20 protein-coding genes are annotated in these 23237 nt (G+C 61.0%); 13 read left to right on the plus strand and 7 right to left on the minus strand.

Translation table 11 applies throughout. The features are described from left to right. Positions 1-28 precede the first annotated feature (28 nt). From SPITH_RS11910 to SPITH_RS03160, 4 genes are all read left to right on the plus strand, one after another. On the plus strand, positions 29-2938 hold the full coding sequence (locus SPITH_RS11910) for an InlB B-repeat-containing protein (RefSeq protein WP_014624272.1): 2910 nt from the start codon (positions 29-31) through the stop codon (positions 2936-2938). A 145-nt stretch (positions 2939-3083) separates the two neighbouring features. Beyond that, complete coding sequence (locus tag SPITH_RS03150) at positions 3084-5030, plus strand: methyltransferase domain-containing protein (RefSeq protein ID WP_014624273.1); 1947 nt, start codon at positions 3084-3086, stop codon at positions 5028-5030. Between the two features lie 9 nt (positions 5031-5039). Then, positions 5040-6269 carry an ArsB/NhaD family transporter gene (locus SPITH_RS03155; protein ID WP_014624274.1) on the plus strand — a complete coding sequence of 410 codons (1230 nt, stop codon included), beginning with the start codon at positions 5040-5042 and terminating at the stop codon, positions 6267-6269. 31 nt (positions 6270-6300) lie between these two features. After that, entirely contained in the window at positions 6301-6888 is a 588-nt protein-coding gene (locus SPITH_RS03160) for a CDP-alcohol phosphatidyltransferase family protein (protein ID WP_014624275.1), read from the plus strand. A gap of 14 nt (positions 6889-6902) precedes the next feature. Here SPITH_RS03160 and SPITH_RS03165 read toward each other — a convergent pair whose 3' ends face one another. The 6 genes from SPITH_RS03165 to SPITH_RS03190 form a co-directional block, all read right to left on the minus strand. After that, entirely contained in the window at positions 6903-7940 is a 1038-nt protein-coding gene (locus SPITH_RS03165) for a zinc-binding alcohol dehydrogenase family protein (protein WP_014624276.1), read from the minus strand. Between the two features lie 57 nt (positions 7941-7997). Continuing rightward, positions 7998-8513, minus strand: coding sequence for a flavodoxin family protein (locus SPITH_RS03170; RefSeq protein ID WP_014624277.1), 516 nt, complete (start codon positions 8511-8513; stop codon positions 7998-8000). Between the two features lie 80 nt (positions 8514-8593). Further along, positions 8594-9478, minus strand: a complete 885-nt coding sequence (locus SPITH_RS03175; RefSeq protein WP_014624278.1) for a hypothetical protein — start codon at positions 9476-9478, stop codon at positions 8594-8596. 64 nt (positions 9479-9542) lie between these two features. Next, positions 9543-11396, minus strand: coding sequence for an ABC transporter ATP-binding protein (locus SPITH_RS03180; protein WP_014624279.1), 1854 nt, complete (start codon positions 11394-11396; stop codon positions 9543-9545). Then, positions 11389-13107, minus strand: coding sequence for an ABC transporter ATP-binding protein (locus SPITH_RS03185; RefSeq protein WP_014624280.1), 1719 nt, complete (start codon positions 13105-13107; stop codon positions 11389-11391). The genes SPITH_RS03180 and SPITH_RS03185 overlap by 8 nt, the downstream gene beginning before the upstream one ends. Before the next feature lie 6 nt (positions 13108-13113). Next, entirely contained in the window at positions 13114-13557 is a 444-nt protein-coding gene (locus tag SPITH_RS03190) for a MarR family winged helix-turn-helix transcriptional regulator (protein WP_014624281.1), read from the minus strand. A 129-nt stretch (positions 13558-13686) separates the two neighbouring features. Here SPITH_RS03190 and SPITH_RS03195 point away from each other — a divergent pair, with 129 nt between their 5' ends. From SPITH_RS03195 to SPITH_RS03210, 4 genes are all read left to right on the plus strand, one after another. Next, entirely contained in the window at positions 13687-14016 is a 330-nt protein-coding gene (locus SPITH_RS03195; RefSeq protein WP_041623993.1) for a PadR family transcriptional regulator, read from the plus strand. 2 nt (positions 14017-14018) lie between these two features. Continuing rightward, positions 14019-15248, plus strand: a complete 1230-nt coding sequence (locus tag SPITH_RS03200; RefSeq protein ID WP_014624283.1) for an MFS transporter — start codon at positions 14019-14021, stop codon at positions 15246-15248. A gap of 151 nt (positions 15249-15399) precedes the next feature. Then, positions 15400-15702, plus strand: coding sequence for a cupin domain-containing protein (locus SPITH_RS03205; protein ID WP_014624284.1), 303 nt, complete (start codon positions 15400-15402; stop codon positions 15700-15702). 55 nt (positions 15703-15757) lie between these two features. Next, on the plus strand, positions 15758-17227 hold the full coding sequence (locus tag SPITH_RS03210; protein ID WP_014624285.1) for a DUF438 domain-containing protein: 1470 nt from the start codon (positions 15758-15760) through the stop codon (positions 17225-17227). Here SPITH_RS03210 and SPITH_RS03215 read toward each other — a convergent pair. Then, a complete protein-coding gene (locus tag SPITH_RS03215) occupies positions 17224-17781 on the minus strand; it encodes a PCC domain-containing protein (RefSeq protein ID WP_014624286.1) in 558 nt (185 codons plus the stop codon). The genes SPITH_RS03210 and SPITH_RS03215 overlap by 4 nt on opposite strands. 247 nt (positions 17782-18028) lie before the next feature. Between SPITH_RS03215 and SPITH_RS03220 the strand changes: the two genes are divergently transcribed. The 5 genes from SPITH_RS03220 to SPITH_RS03240 all read left to right on the plus strand — a co-directional run bounded on the left by SPITH_RS03220 (position 18029) and on the right by SPITH_RS03240 (position 23215). Then, positions 18029-19021 (plus strand): TRAP transporter substrate-binding protein, encoded by a 993-nt coding sequence (locus SPITH_RS03220; RefSeq protein ID WP_014624287.1) that lies wholly within the window; start codon positions 18029-18031, stop codon positions 19019-19021. Positions 19022-19046: 25 nt separating this feature from the next. Continuing rightward, entirely contained in the window at positions 19047-20162 is a 1116-nt protein-coding gene (locus tag SPITH_RS03225) for a M24 family metallopeptidase (protein ID WP_014624288.1), read from the plus strand. Between the two features lie 39 nt (positions 20163-20201). Beyond that, on the plus strand, positions 20202-21179 hold the full coding sequence (locus tag SPITH_RS03230) for a tripartite tricarboxylate transporter substrate binding protein (protein WP_014624289.1): 978 nt from the start codon (positions 20202-20204) through the stop codon (positions 21177-21179). An 82-nt stretch (positions 21180-21261) separates the two neighbouring features. After that, positions 21262-21711, plus strand: a complete 450-nt coding sequence (locus SPITH_RS03235; RefSeq protein ID WP_014624290.1) for a tripartite tricarboxylate transporter TctB family protein — start codon at positions 21262-21264, stop codon at positions 21709-21711. Positions 21712-21730: 19 nt separating this feature from the next. Then, the gene (locus SPITH_RS03240; RefSeq protein ID WP_014624291.1) at positions 21731-23215 is read left to right on the plus strand and encodes a tripartite tricarboxylate transporter permease; all 1485 of its coding nucleotides are present in this window, start codon (positions 21731-21733) and stop codon (positions 23213-23215) included. The last annotated feature ends 22 nt before the right edge of the window (positions 23216-23237 follow it).

A 23237-nucleotide genomic window follows, 5' to 3' on the forward strand; every position in this document is an offset into this window, starting at 1 on the left:
ACTTTGGAGATTGACCAGGAGGTTTAAAATGAAACGTGTCTTCATGGCGTGGCTCAGCGTGTCAGCACTCCTTCTCCTCGTGCTCACCGGGTGTCCTATACCCACAGGTTCTGAGGATGAAGGAGGAGGGGGAACGGATGTCTTTTTCACGGTAACTGTTGATAATAATGCCCCCAACAGGGGAGTAGTAGTGGATCAGGAGGGCTTTACCTTCCAAGGCGAATCCAGCTCAAAGAAATACAAAGAGGGTACTCAGGTTACACTCACTGCGATTCCCACCAACAACTACAAGTTTAGTTATTGGTCCTATTCGGGGAGTATCAAAACCGAAGAGACGCTCACTTTTACAGTTACAAAAGATGTCTCGATTGGAGTAGTTTTCACTTTGCGTAATCTTACTCTGGAGGTTGAGCCCGAAGGGGCGGGGACAATCCTTAAGGATCCAGATAAGGAAGATTACAAGGACGGTGAGAATGTAGAACTTACCGCCGACCCTGCTACAGGATATCTGTTCAACTACTGGGAATTTTCGGATGGGAGTATTTCCAATGATAATCCTCTACAGTATGAGGTAGGGAGATTAGAAACCGTTGTAGCCCACTTCGTTAACGAGCAGAGTCCTGGGTACACACTTACGATAGAAGAAGCCACGGGAGGTACGGTCTCTGTCGATCTTAAGAAGAACTACTATCAAAGTGGGGAAACGGTTACACTTACTGCTCATCCTGAGGAAAATTCTCGTTACCTTCTGGAGAAGTGGATCGTGACAGTAGGCGGTACATCACAGGAATTCCAGGATAATCCTCTCCAGATTACATTTTCCTCTTCTGATATTACCGTTGAACCTGTATTTGAAGAGGGGGTCACTCTATCTGTAAGTGTGAATCCCTCCAATGGTGGTTCTGTAAATGTTTCGCCCCAGGCTCCGGGAGAGTATGATGGGGCCGCCCTTTATCTCCCAGGAAGCCAGGTTACTCTTACTGCAGTCGAAAGCACTTTCTACCTCTTCACAGGATGGACGGGAGATTATGCTTCCACAGATGCTGAAATTCAGATTGAGCTTACAGGTGATATGTCTCTCACTGCGGTATTCGAAAGAGGAGTGAGTGTAAGTCTGACAACTGAGGGAAGCGGTACAATCTCTTACGATCCTGCTCCCCAAAAAGAAGCCGATGGGAAACTTATTTATCAGCAGGGAACACAGGTGGCTTTTACCGCAATACCTTCGCAAGGGTGGGTGTTTAAGGAATGGGATATCTCGAATCTGCAGAATGTACCTTCTGATCTTACACAGAGTCAAATCGAAGTGTCGATGGAGCCCATAGATTCTACTTCCACAGTAGAGATCACCGCCCATTTCCTGAAAGAGTGCACTATCTCTGTTGCCCCAGAAGATGTATCGTATGTAACAATCGATCCTTCCACCGGCCCCTACTACACTGGAGATTCGATCACCGTCACCGTGACGCCGCCTTCCGGGCAGATGCTCGACTCCTGGATCGCTCTCCCCACATGGGTTCCGGAAGAGTACGCCGGCTACACGAGCTTCACCGTGACCCTGGAAGATGATCTTACCCTCGATCCAGAGTTCGTCCAGAGAGACTGGCTCATCATGGTGTACATGGCGGGTGACAACGACCTCGAGCCCAATGCCATTGCAGACTTTAATGAGATGGAAGAGGTCGATAGAACAGGTTCGGGTGTGGAGATCGTGGTGCTCTTCGACAGGGCGAGCGGGTACGACTATTCCAACGGAAGCTGGACGAGCACCCGTGCGTACCGGGTGGTGAAGGATCCCAACGGGGCCGATTCGACGATCGTCTCGGAACGTATCTCCCTGCCTACGCTTGGGATTACTCCTACCAGCAGTGTGGAACGCAACATGGGCGATCCGGATACCATAAGCGGCTTCATCCAGGACGCCATGTCGGCCTACCCTGCCGCTCACTATGCCCTCATCTTCTGGAACCACGGGGGTGGGTGGCGGAGCCTTTCCACAAGGTCGCTCCCCGGTTCGCTCTCCACGCTCCCGGTGAGAGAGAGACACGACACCAAGGTGATATGTCTCGACGAGTACTCTGGAGACTACCTCTATACCCAGGAGATTGGCGCCGGTCTTGCAGCCGGGCTTGGCTCGCAGACCCTGGATGTGGTGGGCTTTGATCTGTGTCTCGGCGGTATGGCAGAGATCATGTACGAGGTGGCATCGTATGCAGACTACTTCATAGGCTCGGAGGACCTCGAGCCTGGTGATGGCTGGGAGTACTCCCTCTGGATACCGGACTTCATCACCAACGGGAAGACCGCGCAGGCCTTCTGCCAGGCGGTGGTGGATGCCTACTCCCAGCACTATGCGGGAGAGTCCTGGGTGACGCTTGCTGCGGTGGATCTCGATGCCTTCATGAACAGCGTGATCCCCGCCTTCTACGACCTTGCAGGCCTGGTGGATGAGGCCATCACGGATGCGACCACACAGCAGGCCGTAGCTACAGCCATTACACCACTCTTTGCAAGCCCTCAGGGGAGTGATGGAACCTATGAGTATGTAGACTTCCACGCAGATCTGGGGCAATTCGCCCAGGCCATGCTCTCGGTTTTTGCGGGGAACACGCAGATAGAGACAGCTGCCACCATACTGGCGAACGCCGTCTCCTCGGCGGTGGTAGCCGAATGGCACAGCAGCGACTACCAGGCGCAACTCGGTGCCGAGCCCGGCGGCATCTCTATGTACTACATGATGGGAGTGTATGATGCCTCGACCGGAGATCTTCTCACGGTAACTCACTCCTCGGCCTACGTGCGTGGCTCCGGCGTAAGTTATCCGCTCTCGTTCGTAGAGGATACAAGCAACACGTGGGTCATCGACTCCCACGGGACGCCGGATAATTACGATGATGATACCGGCCTCCTCAATACCTTGTTCTATGTGCAATTCTAGGAAAAGACGAGCGAGAGATAACTCCACACCCCGGGGGTTCCCGGGGTGTGTTTTTTGTACTGAGACACTTTTTGTCGATGTCCCGATTGACACGATGAGGGGGGTGGGCATACGCTCCTCTCCGATCGGTATGAGGAGGTGGCCCATGATAGAAGAGAAGACCCAGGAGACAGACAAGCCTCCGGAACGGAGGCGAAGACGGATCCCTGCCGCACGGGCCCGGTGTCTTGGTCCGCTTTCCGATCTGGAATCCCACGTGGCCCCGGACTGGTGGTCCAGGATCTTCAACTCCTACTACATGAAGACCGACGGCGATGTGGTGGACGATCTTGCCATCACGCGGAAGGAGGATGATCTCTTTACTTCTGTCCTTGGTCTCAAGAAAGAGGAGGTGGTGCTTGACCTGTGCTGTGGTCAGGGGAGGCACTCCCTCGAGCTCGCACGCAGGGGTTTCACCAGGGTGGAAGGACTCGACAGGTCCCACTACCTCATCCAGAGGGCGAAGGCCCAGGCGGCGAAAGAAGGGCTGCCGGTGAAGTTCAGAGAAGGGGACGCACGAAAACTGCCCTATCCCCCGGATCAGTTCGACGTGGTGATGATCCTGGGCAACAGCTTCGGCTACTTCGAGAGCAGCAAGGACGATCTTCTTGTCCTAAAGGAGGTGGCGCGTGTCCTCAAACCGTGGGGACGGATACTCCTCGATCTGGCCGATGGTGAGTATCTACGAGCACACTACGTTCCCCGCTCATGGGAGTGGATCGATGCAAAGCACTTTGTCTGCAGGGAGCGGGCCCTCTCGGCTGATCGGCAGAGGCTCATCTCACGGGAGGTGATCGTCCATACCGAGAAGGGGGTGGAGGTGGATCAGTTCTATGCCGAGAGGCTCTACACACCCGAGCTCATACGATCTCTCCTCGAGGAGGCGGGCTTCCAGGAGGTGTCCTTCCACGGGAGTCTCACCCCCGACTCGGCACGGGGACAGGACCTCGGGATGATGGAGCGGCGCATCCTGGTGAGTGCGAGGATACGGAAGGAGTGGGCACCTGTAAAATCGAGAAAGAAGAATGTGTCCACTCAGGTGGCGGTGGTGATGGGCGACCCCTCGAAGCCCGATCCGCTCAAGCCGTTCATGGTGTTCGACGACGATGATCTCTACACCATCGATCGGCTCAAGGCTGCGCTCAAAGAGTGTACAGGCTATTCCTTCACCTATCTTTCGCGCCACGAGACTCTCATACAGGATCTTATGAGGCTCAAGGGGAAGGTCGATTACGTGTTCAATCTGTGTGACGAGGGATTTTTCAACGATCCGAGGAAGGAGCTGCACGTGCCGGCGCTCCTCGAGATGCTCGGCATCCCCTATACCGGCGCGACACCTCAGGGGCTCGCCTTCTGCTACGACAAGTCGCTCGTACGGGGGGTGGCGAAGGAGATGGGAGTGCCCGTGCCTCGTGCCTTCTTCATAGATCCCACGTCGATCGTCTTCGAGGTACCGTTCGGTTTTCCCATGATCGTCAAGCCGAACCTCGGAGATTCCAGTTTCGGGATCACGCAGAAGAGCGTGGTGTGGTCGCTCGATGAGCTTTCCGCCTGCATCTCCGAGATCAGGGATACGTTCGGCTACGAAAAGCCGGTGCTTGTGGAGGAATTCCTCACGGGGAAGGATCTGACGGTGGGGATCATCGGGAATCCGACGGACGACTACATGGTGCTCCCCATAGTGGAAGAGGACTACTCAGCGCTCCCGCCGGAGCTTCCTCGGATCTGCGGATACGAGGCGAAATGGCTCCCCGACTCTCCCTACTGGAAGGCCCTCCGGTCGATTCCCGCAGGGCTTCCCGAGGAGACGGAGAAGTCCATCGTGGAGTGGTGTGTCCGTCTTTTCGAGCGGCTGGAGTGTCGGGACTACGCCCGGTTCGACTGGAGATGCGACGCGGATGGGAATCCGTATCTTCTGGAGGTGAACCCCAACCCCGGTTGGTGTTGGGACGGGCACCTCGCAAAGATGGCACGCCTCGCGGGTATGGAGTATCCCCGGATGCTGGAGGCCATCCTGAAGGCGGCCGAGAAGCGATTGGGGATACGGTCGTAGGAGGAGAGCATGGGAGGTGGGGTGTTCTCTGTCCTCCGGGGAGGGGTGCTAGTACTCTCTTTTGTGCTCATCGCTGTGGGGCGTGTGCCCTGGCTACGGATGAATCGTACGGGCTTTGCGTTTGTGGGCGCCACGCTAGTGGTGGTGACCGGCCTTCTCCCCCTGGAGGAGGCTCTTAGTGCAATCGATATGCGGACGATCGTGCTTCTTCTCTCCATGATGATCGTTTCCTCGAATCTCACCTATGCGGGGTTCTTCGACCTGGTGGCCGACTGGGTGATTTTGAGGGGGAAGAGCCCTCTCAGACTCCTTGCGCTTCTCATGATGTGTACGGCGATTCTTTCGGCCTTTTTCGTAAACGACACCGTGTGTGTGGTGATCACCCCTTTTGTGCTTCTCCTCACTGAGCGATATGGACTTCCCGCAGTTCCCTACCTTATTGGACTTGCGGTCTCTGCGAACATCGGTTCTGCTATGACGCTCGTTGGAAACCCCCAGAACATGTACATAGGTGCGGTGAGTGGGATTCCCTTCGGGCGGTTTTTCCTCAGGATGGTAGGGCCTTCACTCCTCTCCCTTGCTTTTGCCTATGGCGTGGTAGTCCTGGTGTATCGAAAGGAGTTTCGAGAGGTGAGGTGGGAGTCTCCTCAGGGACACGTGAAACGGCTCAGGATCTACCGTCCGCTCCTCTACAAATGCTATGCGAGCATGGCCCTCCTGGTGATTCTCCTCATGGTGGGGACTTCCATCGTGTATGCCGCTATGGTGGCGGCCTCGGTGCTTCTCATCACGAGAAGGATTCATCCTGAGAAGATCTTCACGCAGGTGGACTTCTCCATCCTCACCTTTTTTGGCGGACTTTTCGTCCTTACGAAAGGGGTAGAGGCTACAGGAATCCTTGCGGCCTTGAGGGGGGTGGAAACGCTGCTCTCCTTGAAGGGATGGGTACTCGCTCCTCTCGCTGCGGTGCTCTCCAACCTGGTCTCCAATGTGCCTGCGGTGATGCTCCTCTCTCCCATGGTGGAGCGGATGAGCTCAGAGACGGGGTGGCTCGTGCTCTCGCTTGCGAGCACCTATGCGGGGAATCTCACCCTGCTCGGAAGTGTGGCAAACCTCATTGTGGCGGAGCGGGCGAGGTCGGCGGGGGTTCTCCTTACGTTTATGGAGTATCTCAAGGTGGGCATCCCTGTGACCGTTGTCTCGTTGAGTGTGGGGACTGCATGGCTCTTCATTCGTTGACAGATTTCCCATGCCGTACTAGGGTAAGGGTATGAGGCAGCATGCGGCGAATCTGCTCACGGTGGTAAGGATTGGCCTCGCACCGGTGTTCTTTGTGCTCTTTCTTCTCGTGCCTGAATGGATCCCCACCTCTCCATGGCTCGCATTGGGCCTCGTGTGGGTGTTGTATCTCGTGATGGAGATCTCCGATCTCTTCGACGGCATGGTGGCACGTTCCACCGGCACGGTCTCCGACCTCGGGAAGGTGCTCGATCCGTTCGCCGATGTGGTGGCCCGCCTCACCTATTTCCTGTGTTTCGTGGAGGCGGGGTTCATGCCTGCGTGGGTGTTCCTGCTGGTGCTCTACAGGGAGCTCGGGATGACCTTCCTTCGGATGATGCTCGCGCGGAAGGGGATCGCCCTGGGGGCGCGGATGGGGGGTAAGGTGAAGACGGCGCTCTATGCGGCGGCCACGAGCACGGGGCTTGTGTGGTACACACTCGCGCAGGTAGGGGCAGGGGCGTCACTCCTTTCCATTGCAGGGATACTCTTCCTGGTGCTGCTGGGAGCAGGTCTCATCACCGCGTATGTCTCTTTCTTCGATTACCTGAAGACTGCATGGGGACACGTTCGTTCCTAGCGTGCACCCGGTGATCACTCCTCCTCACAGGTGAGAAGGACCTTCCCCGGGAGTGTGTGTTCCTCCGCGGCACGTTCGAGGAGGGAGGGGGCTTCGTCGAGGGGGTGGACCCCGGCGAGAAGTGGGGAGGGATTCAGCTTCCCTTCGGCGAGCAAGGAGACTATTTCCGGAAACTTCCGGTTGTTGAGCCTGCTCCCCAGGATGGAGAGTTCCTTGCGGATGATCTCTGCCTGGGGGATGGGGGTGGGGGTGCTGGAGAAGCCCAGGAGGACGATACGGGCTCCCGGCGCACTGCACCTGACGATGGACTCGAAGAGCGAGGGCGCTCCCACGGCGTCCACCACGGCCGTGGCTCCTTCCCCGTCTGTGCGGGCGAGGACCTCGCCGGCGAGGTCTTTTCCTGCGGTGTTGAGCGTCTCGTCGGCACCCATGCGTCGCGCCCTCTCGAGGGCTGATTCAGAGATGTCGCAGATGATGGTTCTCGCCCCTGTGAGGCGCATGACTTGAAGGGAGAGGGTTCCTATGATTCCCGCTCCTATGATGAGTACGATATCGTCTGGGGTCACCTGGAGCCTGTGTCGCACGTTCGCCGCGATGGAGTAGGGTTCGATGAAGACCGCTTCTTCCCATGTGAGACCGTCCGGTATGGGGTGGACGTTCGTCGCCGGCACGGTGAGGTAGGGGGCGAAGCCTCCGTCCCGGTGAACTCCCACGACCTGGAGGTTGCGGCACACATTGGGGTGGCCCGTCCTGCACGCGATGCACTTCCCGCAGCTTATCACCGGGTCCACCACCACCCGCGTGCCCGGGGGAGGGGCGGTCGTCACCTCGCTCCCCCAGGAGACGACTTCGCCTGCGAGTTCGTGTCCCGGTATGCGGGGGTAGGAGACGAAGGGGTTCGAGCCCTCGTAGATGTGCATGTCCGATCCGCAGATCCCGGCACGGTGTACCCTGATGAGCAGCTCGTGGGGGCCGGGGGTGGGTATGGGTCGTTTTTCTATCTTGGCCTGATGGGGGGAGGTGATCACCACTGCACTCATATACGATGTCATGTTGCTCCTCCTAGGGTAATGGGCCTGCTCGCCTTACCGGCTCCTCTCGTGAAAAAGTCAGTCTCCAGTGGTGTGCGGGCCGGCCATCCGCTTCACGTACTCTGCAGTCTGGCGTCCGAGCATGCGGGCGGCCTTTTTCTGGGCCTCGCCCGGCTCTCCTACGGCCACGGCACCGTAGTGGGCGGTCACTCCCGGGCCTGAGTAGTCGGGAAGACCGAAGACCAGGAAGCCGTAGTTCATGAGTGCGCTCAGGATGGAGAAGAGGGTCGCTTCGTTGCCGCCGCCGAGTCCTCCCGAGGTGGTGAAGGCCGCGCCGATCTTGCCTTTGGCCTTGCCCCACGCTGCGCCCACGGATTCGTCGAAGAAGCGTTTGAGCTTCCACGACATGACGCCGCAGTAGGTGGGAGAGCCCACGATGAGGCCGTCCGAGGAGAGGATGTCGTCCGCACGGGCCTCGTCCACGTGCTTGACTGCCACCTCTACCCCGCCCTCCCGGGCGCCTTCTGCGACTGCCTCGGCGAGGGCTTTTGTGTGGCCGCTCTCTGAATCGTAGATGACGGTGATCTTCGGCATGGTTCCTCCTTGGAGTACGGACGTGGTGATGGACCCCTTTTTACACAGTGCTCTCGTTTCGAAGATAGCAGAGGTGGCCCCTACCGTCCACCGGGCGAGGCCACGATGAAGGCAAAACCGAATCCTGCGGTGGTCATGGGAAAGGGCCCTTCCTCCACCTCCTGGGTGTCGGAAAAGGAGTTGACCACGAGGAAGAGTCGGAGCTCTCCTGCAGGAGAGGGGATGAGGAGGCCCGTCTCGAGGCGGAAGGCGTACCCGGTGCCATCGGGAAAGAAGAGGATGTCGTTCCAGGTCTCGAGATAGGGATGGATGAGCCGATGCACGGGGGAGGTGAGGAGGAGCCCGGCCCTGAGGTAGGCGTCTTCCCTGAACTCGGGGAGGCCCTCGGCCTGCCAGTAGTCGAAGAGGTCGACGTAGGCGGCCCTGAGCGAGGGGGTGATGGTGAGCCAGGGGAGGGGGGTGAGGGGTGGGGTGGTGGCCAGGAGGCCGAGCCTGTCGGTGGCCGGATCGGTGAGGTGCAGGTCGTCGTGGATGCGCCACCTTAAGGGGTGGAAGCTCATGCGGGAGTACTCGGCGGCGAGGACGAGGGGAGGGAGGCGCAGGCCCAGGAGGGCGCCGTACTGGTACTGGACGGCGTTCATCCACCACTCCATGACCGAGGCGGCCTCGTCGCCGGGGGCGAGGGGGCCTACCACCAGGATGGAGTCGAAGTAGATGCGGAGGGCGAGGAGGTTATGCCAGGCAAGGGGGGTTGCGGCGCCCGAGATGCCGATGTGAAAGCTGTCGGTGGGGCTCTCCTCGAGGGTGTAGGTCTCGTACCAGAGGCGGAGGGTTCCGTGCGGGAGAATGGTGGAGGTGTAGGGGGCGGGGAAGGGGTGGATGGTGAGGATGGATTGAGGGAAGTCGCGGCCGTGAAGGGGAAGGGTGAGGAGGAGCACGAGCACAAGGAGGAGCGCGCGCCTCATGGGAAAGAGTATACCACGGGTCGGCAGAATGGGGTATGGGGAGGCCGCCGCCGGGTATCGAGGATCACAGGGGGCGGGTGTCTTCCCGGGCGGGTCGGGGCTCTTCCATGGTATCCATGGTGTCCTGTGGGTGCTTCTGGTGGAACTGCCAGTAGAGGCCTTTCCGGGCCATGAGTTCGTCATGGGTGCCCTGCTCCACGATACGCCCTTCCTGGATCACCAGAATGCGGTCGGCTTCCCGCACGGTGTTGAGGCGGTGTGCGATGACGAAGCTCGTGCGGCCCTTCATGAGGGTCCGGAGGGCCTTCTGGAGGTGGCGTTCGGTGCGGGTGTCCACGCTGCTGGTGGCCTCGTCGAGTATGAGGATGGCGGGGTCGGCGAGCAGGGCCCGGGCGATGGTGATGAGCTGCCTCTGGCCTTCGCTCAGGCTGCTTCCCCTGTCGGTGAGGAGGGTGTCGTATCCCTGGGGGAGGTGCCGGATGAAGTGGTGGGCCTCGGCGATACGGGCCGCCTCTTCCACCTCTTCGTCGGTGGCATCGGGTCGTCCGTACCGGATGTTCTCCCGTATGGTGTCGGTGAACAGGTGGGTGTCCTGGAGGACCATGCCCATGTGCCGCCGTAACGAGGCGCGCCTGATGTGCTGGGTGTCCCGCCCGTCCAGAAGGATGCGGCCTTCCTGGGGATCGTAGAACCGCATGAGGAGGTTCACCAGGGTGGTCTTGCCTGCCCCGGTGGGGCCGACGATGGCGATGAGGCTCCCGGGTGGTGCCTCGAGGGTGATGTCGCGGAGCACGGGACGTGTGGGGTCGTAGCCGAAGGTGAGGTTGTGGAGAGCGAGGTGGCCGGAGGTGGTGTTGAGATTCTCTGCTTCGGGGAGATCCTGCTCTATGGGTTCGTCGAGGAGCTGGAAGATGCGCTCGGCCCCTGCGAGGGCGCTCTGGATGAGGGTGAACTGGTTGGAGATCTCGTTGATGGGCCGCGAGAACTGGCGGGCATAGGTGAGGAAGGCGGCCACCACACCCACGGAGAGTTGTCCCTTGAGGGCGAGGTATCCCCCTGCGAGGGCGATGATGGGGAATGAGAGGCCGTTGAGGGCGTTCATGATGGGCGGGAGGACGCTGGAGACCACCATGGCCCGGTAGGCGGTGGCGGTGAACTGCTCGTTGGTGGTGGTGAACTCGTCGAGGAAGACGCCTTCCCTGCCAAAGGCCTTGATCTCGCGGAGGCCGCCTGCGGTCTCTTCCACCAGGGAGTTGAGGCTCCCGAGGAGCTGCTGCTGGGTGCGGAATGCCTCGCGGCTCAGACGGGCCAGGGTGCGGGTCACCAGGATGGCGAGGGGGATGATGATGGCGGTGAGGAGGGTAAGCAGGGGGGAGAGGGCGAGCATCATGGCGAGGGAACCTGCAAGGAGGAGGACGTTGGAGGCGAGCTGGGTGAGGGTCTGGCTGAGGGTGGTCTCCAGGGTGGCCACGTCGTTGGTGAGCCTGCTCATGAGGTCGCCGTGAGGGGTGCGGTCGAGGAAGGGGATGGGGAGGCGCTGGAGGTGTGAGAAGAGGTCGCGTCGGAGGCGATAGAGTACGCCCTGCGTGACGGTGATGAGGGAGCGGACCTGGATCCAGGTAAGGCCGGTGGAGGCGAGGTAGAGGGCGGCCATGGTGAGTACGGCGGCAAGGAGGGTGGACAGGTCGACCGTGCCGGGGCCGGATGCCATGGCGTTGACCGCGTTCCTGATGAAGAGGGGGGCGGCGAGGGCGGCGGCGCTGGTGGCGAGCACGGCGAGCACGGCCACGGTGAGGGGGATACGGTAGGGGCGCAGGTAGTGCCAGAGGCGCCTGAGGATGGGGAGGATGCGGGTAGGGCGGGGGGCTTCGAAGGGGGCGCGGGGCCGGAAGGGGCCGGGGCCTGTGGGGCTACGCATGGAGGGCTCCTTCTATCTGGGTCTCGTAGAGTTCCCGGTAGAGGGGACATTGCTGGAGGAGGAGGTGGTGGGGGCCTGCGCCTGCGAGGCGGCCGTCGTCCAGCACGAGGATGAGGTCGCAGGTGGTAATGGCGCTCATGCGCTGCGAGATGAGGAGGGTGGTGATGGGGAGGGTGCGGAGGGAGGCGAGGAGGCGGGACTCGGTGGCGGCGTCGAGGGCGCTGGTGGCGTCGTCGAGGATGAGGAGGCCGGCGGGGCGGATGAGGGTGCGGGCGATGGCGAGGCGCTGGCGCTGGCCGCCGGAGAGGTTGGTACCGCCCTGCTCGATGCGGGCCTCGAGCACGCCGGGGAGCCGGGAGACGAACTCCCATGCCTGGGCGCGCGTGAGCGCTTCGATCATCTGGTCCTCGGTGGCATCGGGGAAGCCCCACCTGAGGTTCTCGGCCACCGTGCCGCGGAAGAGCACCGGCTTCTGGAAGACCACGGCGATACGGGCCCGCAGCTCCTCGAGGGAAAGATCCCGTATGTCCGTGCCGTCGAGGAGCACTCTCCCCTCTGCAGGTTCTACCATGCGAAGGAGGGTCATCACCAGGGTGGTCTTGCCCGATCCAGTAGGACCTATCACCCCGATCCTGGTGCCCGGTGGTGCCTCAAACGAGAGGTCTGAGAGGGCGGGTACGCCGTCGTACGAGACCGACAGGTGTTCTACCACCAGAGAGGCGGGCCTCCCCAAAGGCTGAAGGTCCTTGCCTCCCAGGGTGAGGGATTCCTCAGGGGCGTCGGCGAGTTCGGCGATCCTCAGGAGAGAGGCCTGGGCGCGTGAGAGTCCCATGAAGAAGAAGCCTATCATCATGAGGGCGAAGAGGATCTGGAGGAGGTAGTTGGTGAGCGCGATGATCGTCCCCACCTGAATGTCCCCCTGCTGTACGAGCAGCCCACCTGCCCAGAGTACTGCCACGATGGAGAGGTTCATGATGAGGAACACGAGGGGAAACGCGAGTCCCATGAGGCGGGAGGCGCGGGTCATCACCTCCTTCAATCTGTCGTTTACTTTGCCGAACCTCGCCTCTTCGTAGTCTGCCCGGACAAAGGCCCTCACCACCCGTACGCCCTCCAGGTTTTCCCGCACCACCGTGTTGAGCCGGTCGGTCTCCTTCTGGGCTTCAACAAAGAGGGGAATGCCTTTTCTGATGAGAAGGATGAGGATTAGGGACAGAAGCGGGAGGGCTGCGAGCATGATGAGGGTAAGACGCGGGCTCAGGACGAACGACATGGCAATGCCCCCTATGGCAAGGAGCGGGGCCCGGATCATCATCCTGAGGAGCATGTGCACGATGGTCTGCACCTGCACGATGTCGCCGGTGAGGCGGGTGATGATGGTGCCTGCACCGAACCTGGCCTCCTCCTTGAGGGAGAGCCGGAGGACCTTCCGGTAGAGGAGGTTCCTCAGGTCACGGGCGGTGCGGGTGGCGGCCGCGCTCGCGGTGATGGTGCAGCCGATACCGCCTGCCACTCCTATGAGCACGATCCCCAGGAGGATAAGGCCGAGGCGCACGATGGCCCCCATATCCCCCGGGATGATCCCCTCGTCCACCACCCGTCCCATGAGGGCCGGCTGGGCGAGGTTCACTGCCACCTCGGTCCCCATGAACACAAGGGAGCCGAGGGCGAAATACCAGTAGCGCGCGATGTAGCGTCCGAGTATCTTCATGCGGATCTACTCCTCTGGTTCCTGAATCCCATAGGTGCGGGAGAGGTGAGAGGCGAGGCGGCGGAAGAGTGCGATGCAGGTGCTCTGCTCTTCGGGCGAGAGCACTCCGAACATGGTACGGTGGAAGGAGTCGATCTTTTCCTTAAGCCGTTCCACCTTTTCCCTTCCTTTTGGAGTGAGGGAGACGAGTATGCGTCGTCTGTCTGCAGGGTCACGCGCACGTTGTATGAGCCCCGCCTGTTCCATGCGACGAAGCATCACCGTGGCGCTCGCCGGGGTGATGCCCAGGGCCTCGGCGATGGCCTTCTGGTCGCTCTCGGGATGGTGGAAGAGGTGAAAGAGCACCCCCGGCTGGCCGGGGTACACGTCTTCTTCGGCCAGGATATGTCGGAAGATTTTTCGCTTGAGGAACATGAGCCGCTCGAAGGCCGAAGAGAGTGCTTCGATCATGGGTCCATCCTGGGGTTGATAATTAGACATTTAAACGATACTGAAAAAGATGGGATTCTGTCAATAATCCCTTGACTGAATCGGTTCTTGATGTTATATCGGAATCCGATAACGCAATACGATACTATCATGGACACCGATCGGATCGTACGGTCGTTTTTCACAGGGTTTATCAAGCTCCACATCCTCCACCACGCCTCTGAGGGGCCCATCTACGGGCTTGCGATGATACGTGAACTCAGACGGCATGGGTACGAGCTGAGTCCCGGTTCGCTCTATCCTGCGCTCCACGGCCTTGAGGCTGAGGGCTTTCTCTCCTCAGAGGAGCGCAGCGAAGGCGGAAGGAGACGGAGGTACTACACCATTACCGAGGAGGGAAGGAGGGTGCTCGAGATGGCCCGTCACCGGATCAGAGAGCTCGTCCGAGAGGTGCTCCATGGAGAACAGCGGGAGGAATGAGTATGAGCGAGATGGTGCGACCTGAAGATGCGAGGTTGCGAAGAAAGGCCTTTGCCTTCATCGTGCTTTTCGGCGTGGTGAGCCTGCTTGCGGACATGACCTACGAAGGTGCCCGCAGTCTCGTGGGCCAGTTCATGCAGGTGCTCGGCGCCTCGGCCGCAGCCGTGGGTTTTGCGGTGGGGGCGGGCGAGTTCCTGGGCTACGCGATCCGCCTCTTTTCCGGGAAGCTCGCCGACAGAACACGCAGGTACTGGGCCGTAGCCATCGCCGGCTATGCGATCCAGCTGGGGGCCATCCCCCTCCTCGCCCTGGTGGGTCGCTGGGAGCTCGCCGTCCTCCTGGTGTTCACCGAACGCCTTGGCAAGGGCCTGCGCAACCCCTCCCGCGACGCCCTCCTCTCCTACGCCGCCTCGCGCACCGGCCGCGGCCTGGGCTTCGGCCTGCACGAGGCCATGGATCAGATCGGCGCCTTCCTCGGACCTGCCCTCCTCTCCCTCCTTCTCTTCCTTGCCGGTACGCGTGGCGCCCACACAGAGGCCACCTACCGGCTCGGCTTCGCCCTCCTGGGCATCCCTGCCGCGCTCGCCGTGCTCGCCGTGCTCACCGCGCGCTTCCTCTTCCCCCGCCCCTCCGAACTCGAGGCATCCTCCCACGCACCGCACCTCGCCCGGACGACCTTCTCCCCCGCCTACAAGTGGTACCTCGCCTCCGCCGCCCTCCTGGCCGCCGGTGTGGCGGACTTCCCGCTCGTGGCCTTCCACCTCGGCCGGCTCGGCTCCTTCCCCGAGGCCCTCATACCCGCCCTCTACGCCGGCGCCATGGCCGTGGATGCAGGCGCCGCCCTCCTGGTGGGCCTGCTCTACGACAGGGTGGGGTTCACCGTCCTCCCCGTGATGTGGACCCTGGAAGTCTTCACCGCCCCCCTTCTCTTCCTGGGCGGCCCTGCGGCCGTGGTGGCCGGCATGGCCCTGTGGGGTATCAGCATGGGCACCCAGGAGTCGGTCATGCGCGCAGTCATCGCCGACCTCGTGCCGCACGACCGCAGGGCCACGGCCTATGGGCTGTTCCACACGGTGTTCGGCGGCGCCTGGTTTGCCGGGAGCGCCCTCATGGGCCTGCTCTACGACAGGGCCCCAATCTACCTGGTGGGATTCTCGGTGGCGGTTCAGGTCCTCTCTGTGGCAGCCCTCCTCATCGCCTGGCACATCCAGCGACAGGACCGGGCCGCATAGTCCACAGGCCGCCCTCAATGTTCGGGTCTCCCCGTACAGTGTAACATATGTTACGTTTATATGCGACTATTTTTGTCGTAAATGTGGACGAGAATCCCTTTCTCGCGTATCCTGGATATGTAGAGAGATACCACACCAGGGAGGACCCCAGATGGCAGAACCGGTGAACCTCGATCTTACCGTTCAGGAAGGGGCCGTGGTGAGCAAGACCCTGCTGGAACGTCCCTCAGGAAGCCTCACCCTCTTCGCCTTTGGCAAGGGACAGCGGCTCTCCCCACACAGCGCGCCGTACGACGCCTACATCGTACTCCTCGAGGGGAGACTTTCGGTCACCGTGGGTGAGGAGACCGCCACCCTCACCGCCGGCACAGGAATCCTCATGCCTGCAATGGTACTCCACGCCCTCGAGGCCCTCGAGGATTCCCGGTTCCTGCTCGTCATGCTCAAGGCCTGAACGGCCTGTGGCATGCGCGTGATGAACCCACACCCTGCTCCATGAGGAGGAACACATGAAACTCAGTCCCCATACCAGGATCGCCGAGATCCTTGCCGCACACCCCGACATGCCCGAGGCCCTCGCCTCTCTCGCTCCGGAGTTCAACCTGCTCAAGAACCCCATCGCCAGGGCCACGGTGGCAAAGGTCGCCACGGTGGAGAAGGCTGCCTCCATGGCAAAGATACAGGTTGAGGAGCTCCTCGACCGTATCGCCACGCTCCTTAAGGATCGAGGGGTGGAAGTCGAGCTCGAGACGAAGCCCGCACGGGAGGAGCGTGTGCGCATCCTCAAAGACCTCATCATGGACCTGCACAGAGGAGCCCCCTTCGATGAGGTGAAACGCAGGTTCTCAGAACTCGTGAAAGACGTGGATGCCCCCGAGATCGCCGAGATGGAACAACAGCTCATCGCAGAAGGCTTGCCCGTCGAAGAGGTGCAGCGCCTCTGCGACGTGCACGTCCAGGTCTTCAAAGAGGCCCTGGAGGAGCGGGAACGCCCCTCTGTGCCTCCTGGTCACCCGGTCCACACCTTCATGGAGGAGAACTCGCACGCAGCCCAGCTCCTCGACCGGATCGATGCAGCCTTCCGCGATGGCCCGCAGTGGGATACCATCACCTCCCTGCTCGAGACGCTCTCTCAGATAGACCGCCACTACCTTCGCAAGGAGAACCAGCTCTTCCCCCGCCTGGAGGAGCACGGCGTCTCCGGCCCCTCCCAGGTGATGTGGGCCCTTCACGACGAGATTCGTGCAGGGCTCAAGGAACTCGCCCGCCTCGCAGCCAGCCGGGATGCAGGGCGGTTTGAACCCCTCTTCAGGGAAGTGGCTACAGCCATAAGGGAGATGATCTACAAAGAGGAGCGCATCCTCTTTCCCCTTGCCCTGGAGACCCTCTCAGAGGAGGAGTGGCGAAAGGTGAGGGAAGGGGAGGAGGAAATAGGCTACGCGTGGGTGAGTCCCCCGCCTCCTTTTCCTGGCGCATCGAGAGGGCCGTCTCCATCGACCCGTACGACCTCTGCGCCCTCTGAAGGACTGCGTCCCGCAGGAGAACTCCCTTCCGTCCTCGCTACCTCGATACTCTTTCCCTTCAGTACGGGCGAGCTCACGGTGGAGCAGGCCGACCTGATCCTCAAGCACCTGCCTGTGGACATCTCCTTTGTGGACGAGCACGACAAGGTACGCTACTACACCGACACCCCCCACAGGATCTTCCCCCGCAGCCCCGGTGTCATAGGACGGGATGTGCGCAACTGCCATCCTCCAAAGAGCGTGCACATCGTGGAGAAGATCCTCACTTCCTTCAAAGAGGGGAAGAAGGACGTGGCCGAGTTCTGGATCCAACTCCAGGGCAGGTTCATCCACATCAGGTACTTCGCGGTGCGCGATGCCCTGGGGCGCTACAGAGGGTGCCTCGAAGTCTCTCAGGACGTGACCGATATCAGGAAGCTGGAGGGGGAAAAACGCCTCCTCGACTGGGAGGACTAGACCTGCCTGGTGGGGTGAAGGGACACCCGCAGCCGCCTGGTCCGTCCTCCCCCTCCGGCGTGGAGTCCGCCGTGTCCCGGGTGGGCCTGGCCGTGCCGGGCCTCGGGGTGCAGCACCGGTACTCCGAGACGGGCATCGCGCCTGCGGACGAGCCTCACCCCTCCTGGCACGAGGAGCCCGCACTCCACCGTGGCGAGCACCGGGTTGCCAGAGGGGAGCACGTGCCCGCCGGCGAGCTCTCCCGAGGCGAGGCAGACTGTCAGGTGGAGGTGGAGCTCCGGCTCTCCCCCCTCGTTCCGGCAGAGGAAGCCTCCCCCTCCTATGATCTCCACCGGCCCCTCATAGTCGATCGGATCGCTGAAGATGAGGTGACCGGCTTCCCTTCCCACCGGGATCACCAGCCTGATCCGCTCGAGGCTCCCCAGGACAGGGCTTATGAGGGCCTCCCGCACGTGAGCGGCCGACGCAGCCTCTATGAGGGCGGGCACGAGGTCTTCCCCCGGCTCTGCCCTCACCACCAGGGCCTTGCGGATGAACGTTACCGCATGTTCCATACGTCCCCCCTTACTGGAAGTATAGTAGGTATCGTGCGTTCCTGCACATCTTCGTGGGACGGAGCGTCTCCTTCCCCCAAAGTGATGGAGACACCCTCTGATGGAGGAGGGTGAAACCATCCCACACTCTCTTCCGTGGCTCCTCGGAAGGTGGGTACCACCTCGAGGACACACCAGGCATATGTTTCCCTTGACATATGTTGTCTGACGTCATATAATATGGACATACCACACAAGGGAGGGGATCATGAAACGACAGTCTATCCTCGTTCCTGTGCTGGTGCTTCTCATGAGCTGTGCGACCACTTCTCAGTCAGGGGAGGAACCTGCCCCTGCTTCCCATACGATCACCATCAAGGTGGTCAATGCCTTTGCCCCGCAGAACATCATGAGCCTCACGGCCGACAGGTTCAAAGAGGTACTCGAACGAGACGGTGGGGGGAGGTTCCTCGTCCAGATCCTCGATGTGGAGCGAACCGAAGAGAAGGCCAACGAGCTGTGCAGCTCCGGAGCGGCGCATCTCCAGTTCACCGGTGGGTATCCGCTCCAGGTCTTCGCTCCCGAGTATTCCTTCTTCAACGCTCCCTATGTGATGAAGGACTTCGCCCACTTCACGCGGGTCTGGAACGGGCCTCTCGGGGATGCGGCCAGAAGGATGGTCGCGGAGAAGGGCAACATGCTCTGGATAGGGAACGTCTACCGCGGCTTCCGCCAGACCACTGCGAACAAGCCCATCTATTCGGTTGAGGATGTCCAGGGGCTTCGACTCAGGCTTCCTGGCGTCCAGACGTGGGTCACGGTGTGGAAGGCCATGGGAGCCGATCCTGTGACCGTCCCACTCAGCGGGCTCTACGACTCCCTCAAGACGGGAAAGGCCGAGGCATCCGAGGGCGACATCCCTCAGATCCACAGCTACAAGCTCTACGAGGTCCAGAAGTACCTCATCATCACCAACCACCTGGTGCAGACAGGCGGCGTGCTCATCAACAAGCCCTTCTGCGAGTCGCTCTCCGAGGCCGACAGAAAGGCTGTGTGGGATGCGGCCGTCGAGGCCATTGAGTGGGCCACCAACAAGGTGATGAGCGAGGAGGGGATGCTCCTCGTGGATCTCCAGAAGAAGGGGATGCAGGTGATCATCCCCGATGCGGCCTCATTCAGGGAAAAGGGCAAGACTGCGGTGGAGGAGCTCTTCCGCACGCTCTGGTCGGTGACCACCTGGGAGGAGGTGCTCTCCCAGTGAATGTCCATACCAAGGAGTAGAAGAGATGACGACGTGGCATCCTGATGAGATCGCGGAAAAACTGCGACGGGTAAGAGCTCTCATGGAGGAAAAGGGACTTGAGGCCGTCTACCTCAAACGGCAGACGAACTTCTCCTGGATCACAGGGGGAGGTCGGAATGTAGTCGGGATCACCCTCGAACTCGGCGTGGCGGGAATCCTCGTGACCTCCACCCGGTGTTACGCGGTGTGCAACAACATCGAGTCCCCGCGGATGAGAGAGGAGGAGCGACTCGAGGAAAAGGGATTCGAGGTCCACGACTTCCTCTGGTACGAAGACAGGGAGGGCGAGATCGTGCGGAAGCTCTCCGGAGGGGGAAGACTGGGTGCCGATCATCCCTTCCCCGGTGCGGAGGACCTGTCGGCCGAGGTGAAGCGGCTGCGATATGCCCTCACCCCCTGGGAGGTGGAGCGCTACAGGGAGGTGGGCTACCTCACCTCCCTCGCGATCGAGGAGACCGCGAGGGAGGTGCGTCCGGGCGACAAGGAGTGCGCCGTCGTGGGGAGGCTCGCCCACAAGCTGTGGGCACATGGGCTCGACTATGTGACCATCTTCGTGGCCGCCGACGAGAGGATCAGCGCCTACCGACACCCCATCTCCACAGAAAAAGAAGTGAAACAACGAGCCATGCTCTGTGTGAATGCTCGTAAATATGGACTCGTCGTGTCCCTTACCCGGTTTGTCAACTTCGGACCCATTCCTGAGGACTGGTACCGCCAGTACCTGGACAACGTGAGGATCGACTGCACGTTCATGGCGGCGACGCGTCCTGGGGTCCCGGTAGTGGAAGCATTCAAACGAGGTATCGAGGCTTACAAGGCCCTGGGGTATCCAGACGAGTACAAGCTCCACCACCAGGGAGGAGCCATCGGCTATGAGGGGAGGGACTACAAGGTCACCTTCACCACCCAGGAGGTGGTACAGACGAATCAGGCCTTCACCTGGAATCCATCCATCACTGGGACCAAGAGTGAGGATACCATGGTGGCAACCACCGAGGGACCGCAGCTTCTCAGCAAACCGATACTGTTTCCCTCCATCTCTCTGGAGGTGGATGGGATACGATTCGAGCGGCCGGGTGTACTTGAGATGCCCGGCTGAGCGCCGTGAGGCGCACACTACATAACCAGGAGGCATGGTATGAGATGGCGAGGTCTGACATTCATCCTGTTGTGCATGCTCGTCGGCGGTGTGCTCTGGGCTGAGGGACAGAAGGAAGAGGAGACGTATCCCTCTCGTCCCATTGAGATCATGGTGCCGTGGAGCGTGGGAGGCGCCACCGACGTGGTGTTCAGGACCTTCCAGATGGTACTCCCCAAGTACCTCCCGGTACCGGTCATCATCGTGAACAGGCCGGGTGGGGGGGCCGTGCCCGGATACACCGAGGCACTCGGCAAGAAGCCCGACGGCTACTACTTCGTGGCATGGGCCACTCCTTCCATCACCAAGATCCACATGAGTAAGACCCCATACGATGTGGATTCCTTCGAACCGGTGATCAACCTGGTGAACGCACCGTGCTGGCTCCTCGTACCCGCGGATTCCCCTTATCAGAACCTCAAGGACTTCGTGGAGGATGCCAAGAAGCGGCCCGGGCAGATCAACGTGGCGAATGCAGGGGCGGGAGGCGGCACGCACCTCATCATGCTCGCGTTCGAGCGGGCGGCGGGCATCAAGGTGAATCACGTCCCCCATGCGGGAGGTGGTCCGGCTGTCACCGCGGCGGTGGGTGGTCACGTCGATGCGGTGATCTGCAGCCCACCCGAGGGGGTTCCCCAGCTCCAGGGCGGGCAGCTCAGGTGCCTGGCGGTTTTCTCGGCCGAGAGGCTTCCCCAGTTCCCCGACTATCCGACCGCCCGTGAGCAGGGGATAGACTTCACCCTCGGACAGTGGCGGGGAGTGGCCGCCATAAAGGGTACCGATCCAGAGAAGATCAAGATCATACACGATGCCTTCAAGGCCGCCATGGAGGATCCCGACTTCAAGGTGCTCGCGGAGAAGGCCGGAATCCTCACCGACTACAAGGGAACCGAGGAGTTCAAGAAGTTCGTCCTGGAACAGAGCGAGCTCTACAAGCAGATCATCATAGAGAACAAGCTGGGTGACAGGTATCAATGACAGAGGAGTGCCGCCCCCGTGGGGGCGGCACTGCCTTATCGCTTCGATATATGTTATTTGTCTATAGAAAGGAACATGGCCTATGATCGATGTGGTGTGGGGTGTCGTGGTCTTCCTGTTCGCAGTGGTCCTCGTAGCGGCGACGTTCGGATTTCCCGAGACCCAGATAGCCCTCTCGCCCGCGGTCTTTCCCAGGGTGATCGGGGGGGTCCTCATGGTCCTCTCCATCCTCCTCGCGGTGAGGGGAGGGCTGCAGCTCAGGACCGGAAAACCGGGGAAAGGCGCCTCGGATGAGCGGGCAGTATGGATGAGGCTCGTCCTCCTGGTGGTGGTTTCGGTCGGGTATGTCTTCTCCCTCGGGTTCCTTGGGTTCGTCGTCGCGGGTATCCCCTACATGGCGATGGTCTTCCTCATCTTCGGAGAGCGACGTCCGTTGATGGTGGGGCTCCTCTCATTCGGCATACCACTGGTGATCTACTCGGTCTTCAGGCTCGGGTTCCAGGTCCCCCTCCCACGGGGAATTCTCTGGTGAACGACGAGGAGTAAAGGACATGGACTTCGTGCAAGGAATGCTCTACGTATTCACGCCGCTTCACTTCGTCTATCTCTTCATCGGAGTAGCCGGCGGTATAGTGGTGGGTGCCCTCCCGGGTATCACCGGATCGGTGGGGATCATCCTCTTGCTCCCCTTCCTCTTCTACCTCGAACCTGCGAGCGCCCTCCTCATGCTCAGCGGGATGTTCTGTGGCGCCATCTATGGAGGTTCCATCCCTGCGATCCTCATCTCCACGCCGGGGACTCCTTCCTCCGCGGCCACGGTGCTCGACGGATACCCCATGGCGCAACGCGGGGAGGCCGGGAGGGCCCTGGGGATCGCCACCATCGCCTCGGCCACCGGTGGAATCGTCTCCACCCTCTGCATGATCCTCATCGCTCCTCAGCTCGCGAGGGTGGCGCTCGCCTTCGGACCCGAGGAGTACTTCGCCCTCATGATATTCGCCCTCACCATCATCGCCTCGGTCTCCACCGGCATGATCCTGAAGGGCCTCATCTCCGGGTTCCTGGGGCTCCTCATCGCCTGCGTGGGGATAGATGAACTCACGGGCTATGCCCGGTTTTCATTCGGGATACCACAACTCATGGCGGGCTTTCCGATGCTCGCCGTGCTCATAGGGCTCTTCGCCATATCGCAGGTCTTCATCGAGCTCAAGAACATAGGCAAGGAGCTTCCCCGGTATCATCAGAGGATAGAGCGGGTCATCCCTCCCCTCCGTGAACTGGCTCGGCTCATGAAGGTGATCATCCCCTTCTCGTTCCTCGGCACGTTCATAGGGATCATCCCCGGGACGGGGGGTACGATCGCCTCCTTCCTCGCCTACAACGAGGCCAGACGATTCTCGAAGGACCCGGATGGCTTCGGGAAAGGGGTCCCCGAAGGGATCGCGGCGCCGGAGGCGGCCAATAACGGCACCACAGGAGGGGCCATGGTGCCGCTCCTCACGCTGGGCGTTCCCGGCGATGTGATCACCGCGGTGATGCTCGGCGCCCTCATCCTCATAGGCGTACGGCCCGGGCCGCTCCTCTTCAAAGAAGATCCGCAGCTCATCTCCTCGCTCTTCGTGGGGTTCTTCGTGGCCCAGTTGCTCATACTGCTGCTCGGCCTGGTGGGCGCCCGTCTTTTCCCCCTCATCCTCAGAATACGGGTGTCCCACCTTTTTCCCGTCATCCTCATGCTGTGCCTCGTGGGGGCCTTCTCCCTCAACAACAGCCTCTACGACGTGGGGGTGGCCCTGGCGTTCGGGGTGGTGGGCTACTTCATGAGGAAGGCGTCCTTCCCCGTGGCGCCCATGGTCCTCGGTGTGATCCTGGGCCCTCTCGCGGAGCGGGAGTTGGGCAAGGCCCTCATCATCTCCCACGGCGACTGGAGTACCCTCGTGAGGTCTCCCATCGCGGTGGCCTTCTATGTGCTGGCGGTTCTCTCCATAGGGTATGCCCTGTGGAGGTCGAGAGGGCATGGTCACACCTCTAGTCTTTGAGGTGTATCTGAGTCTACCATGA

The sequence above is a fragment of the Spirochaeta thermophila DSM 6578 genome (genome assembly GCF_000184345.1).
Taxonomy (GTDB): domain Bacteria; phylum Spirochaetota; class Spirochaetia; order Winmispirales; family Winmispiraceae; genus Winmispira; species Winmispira thermophila.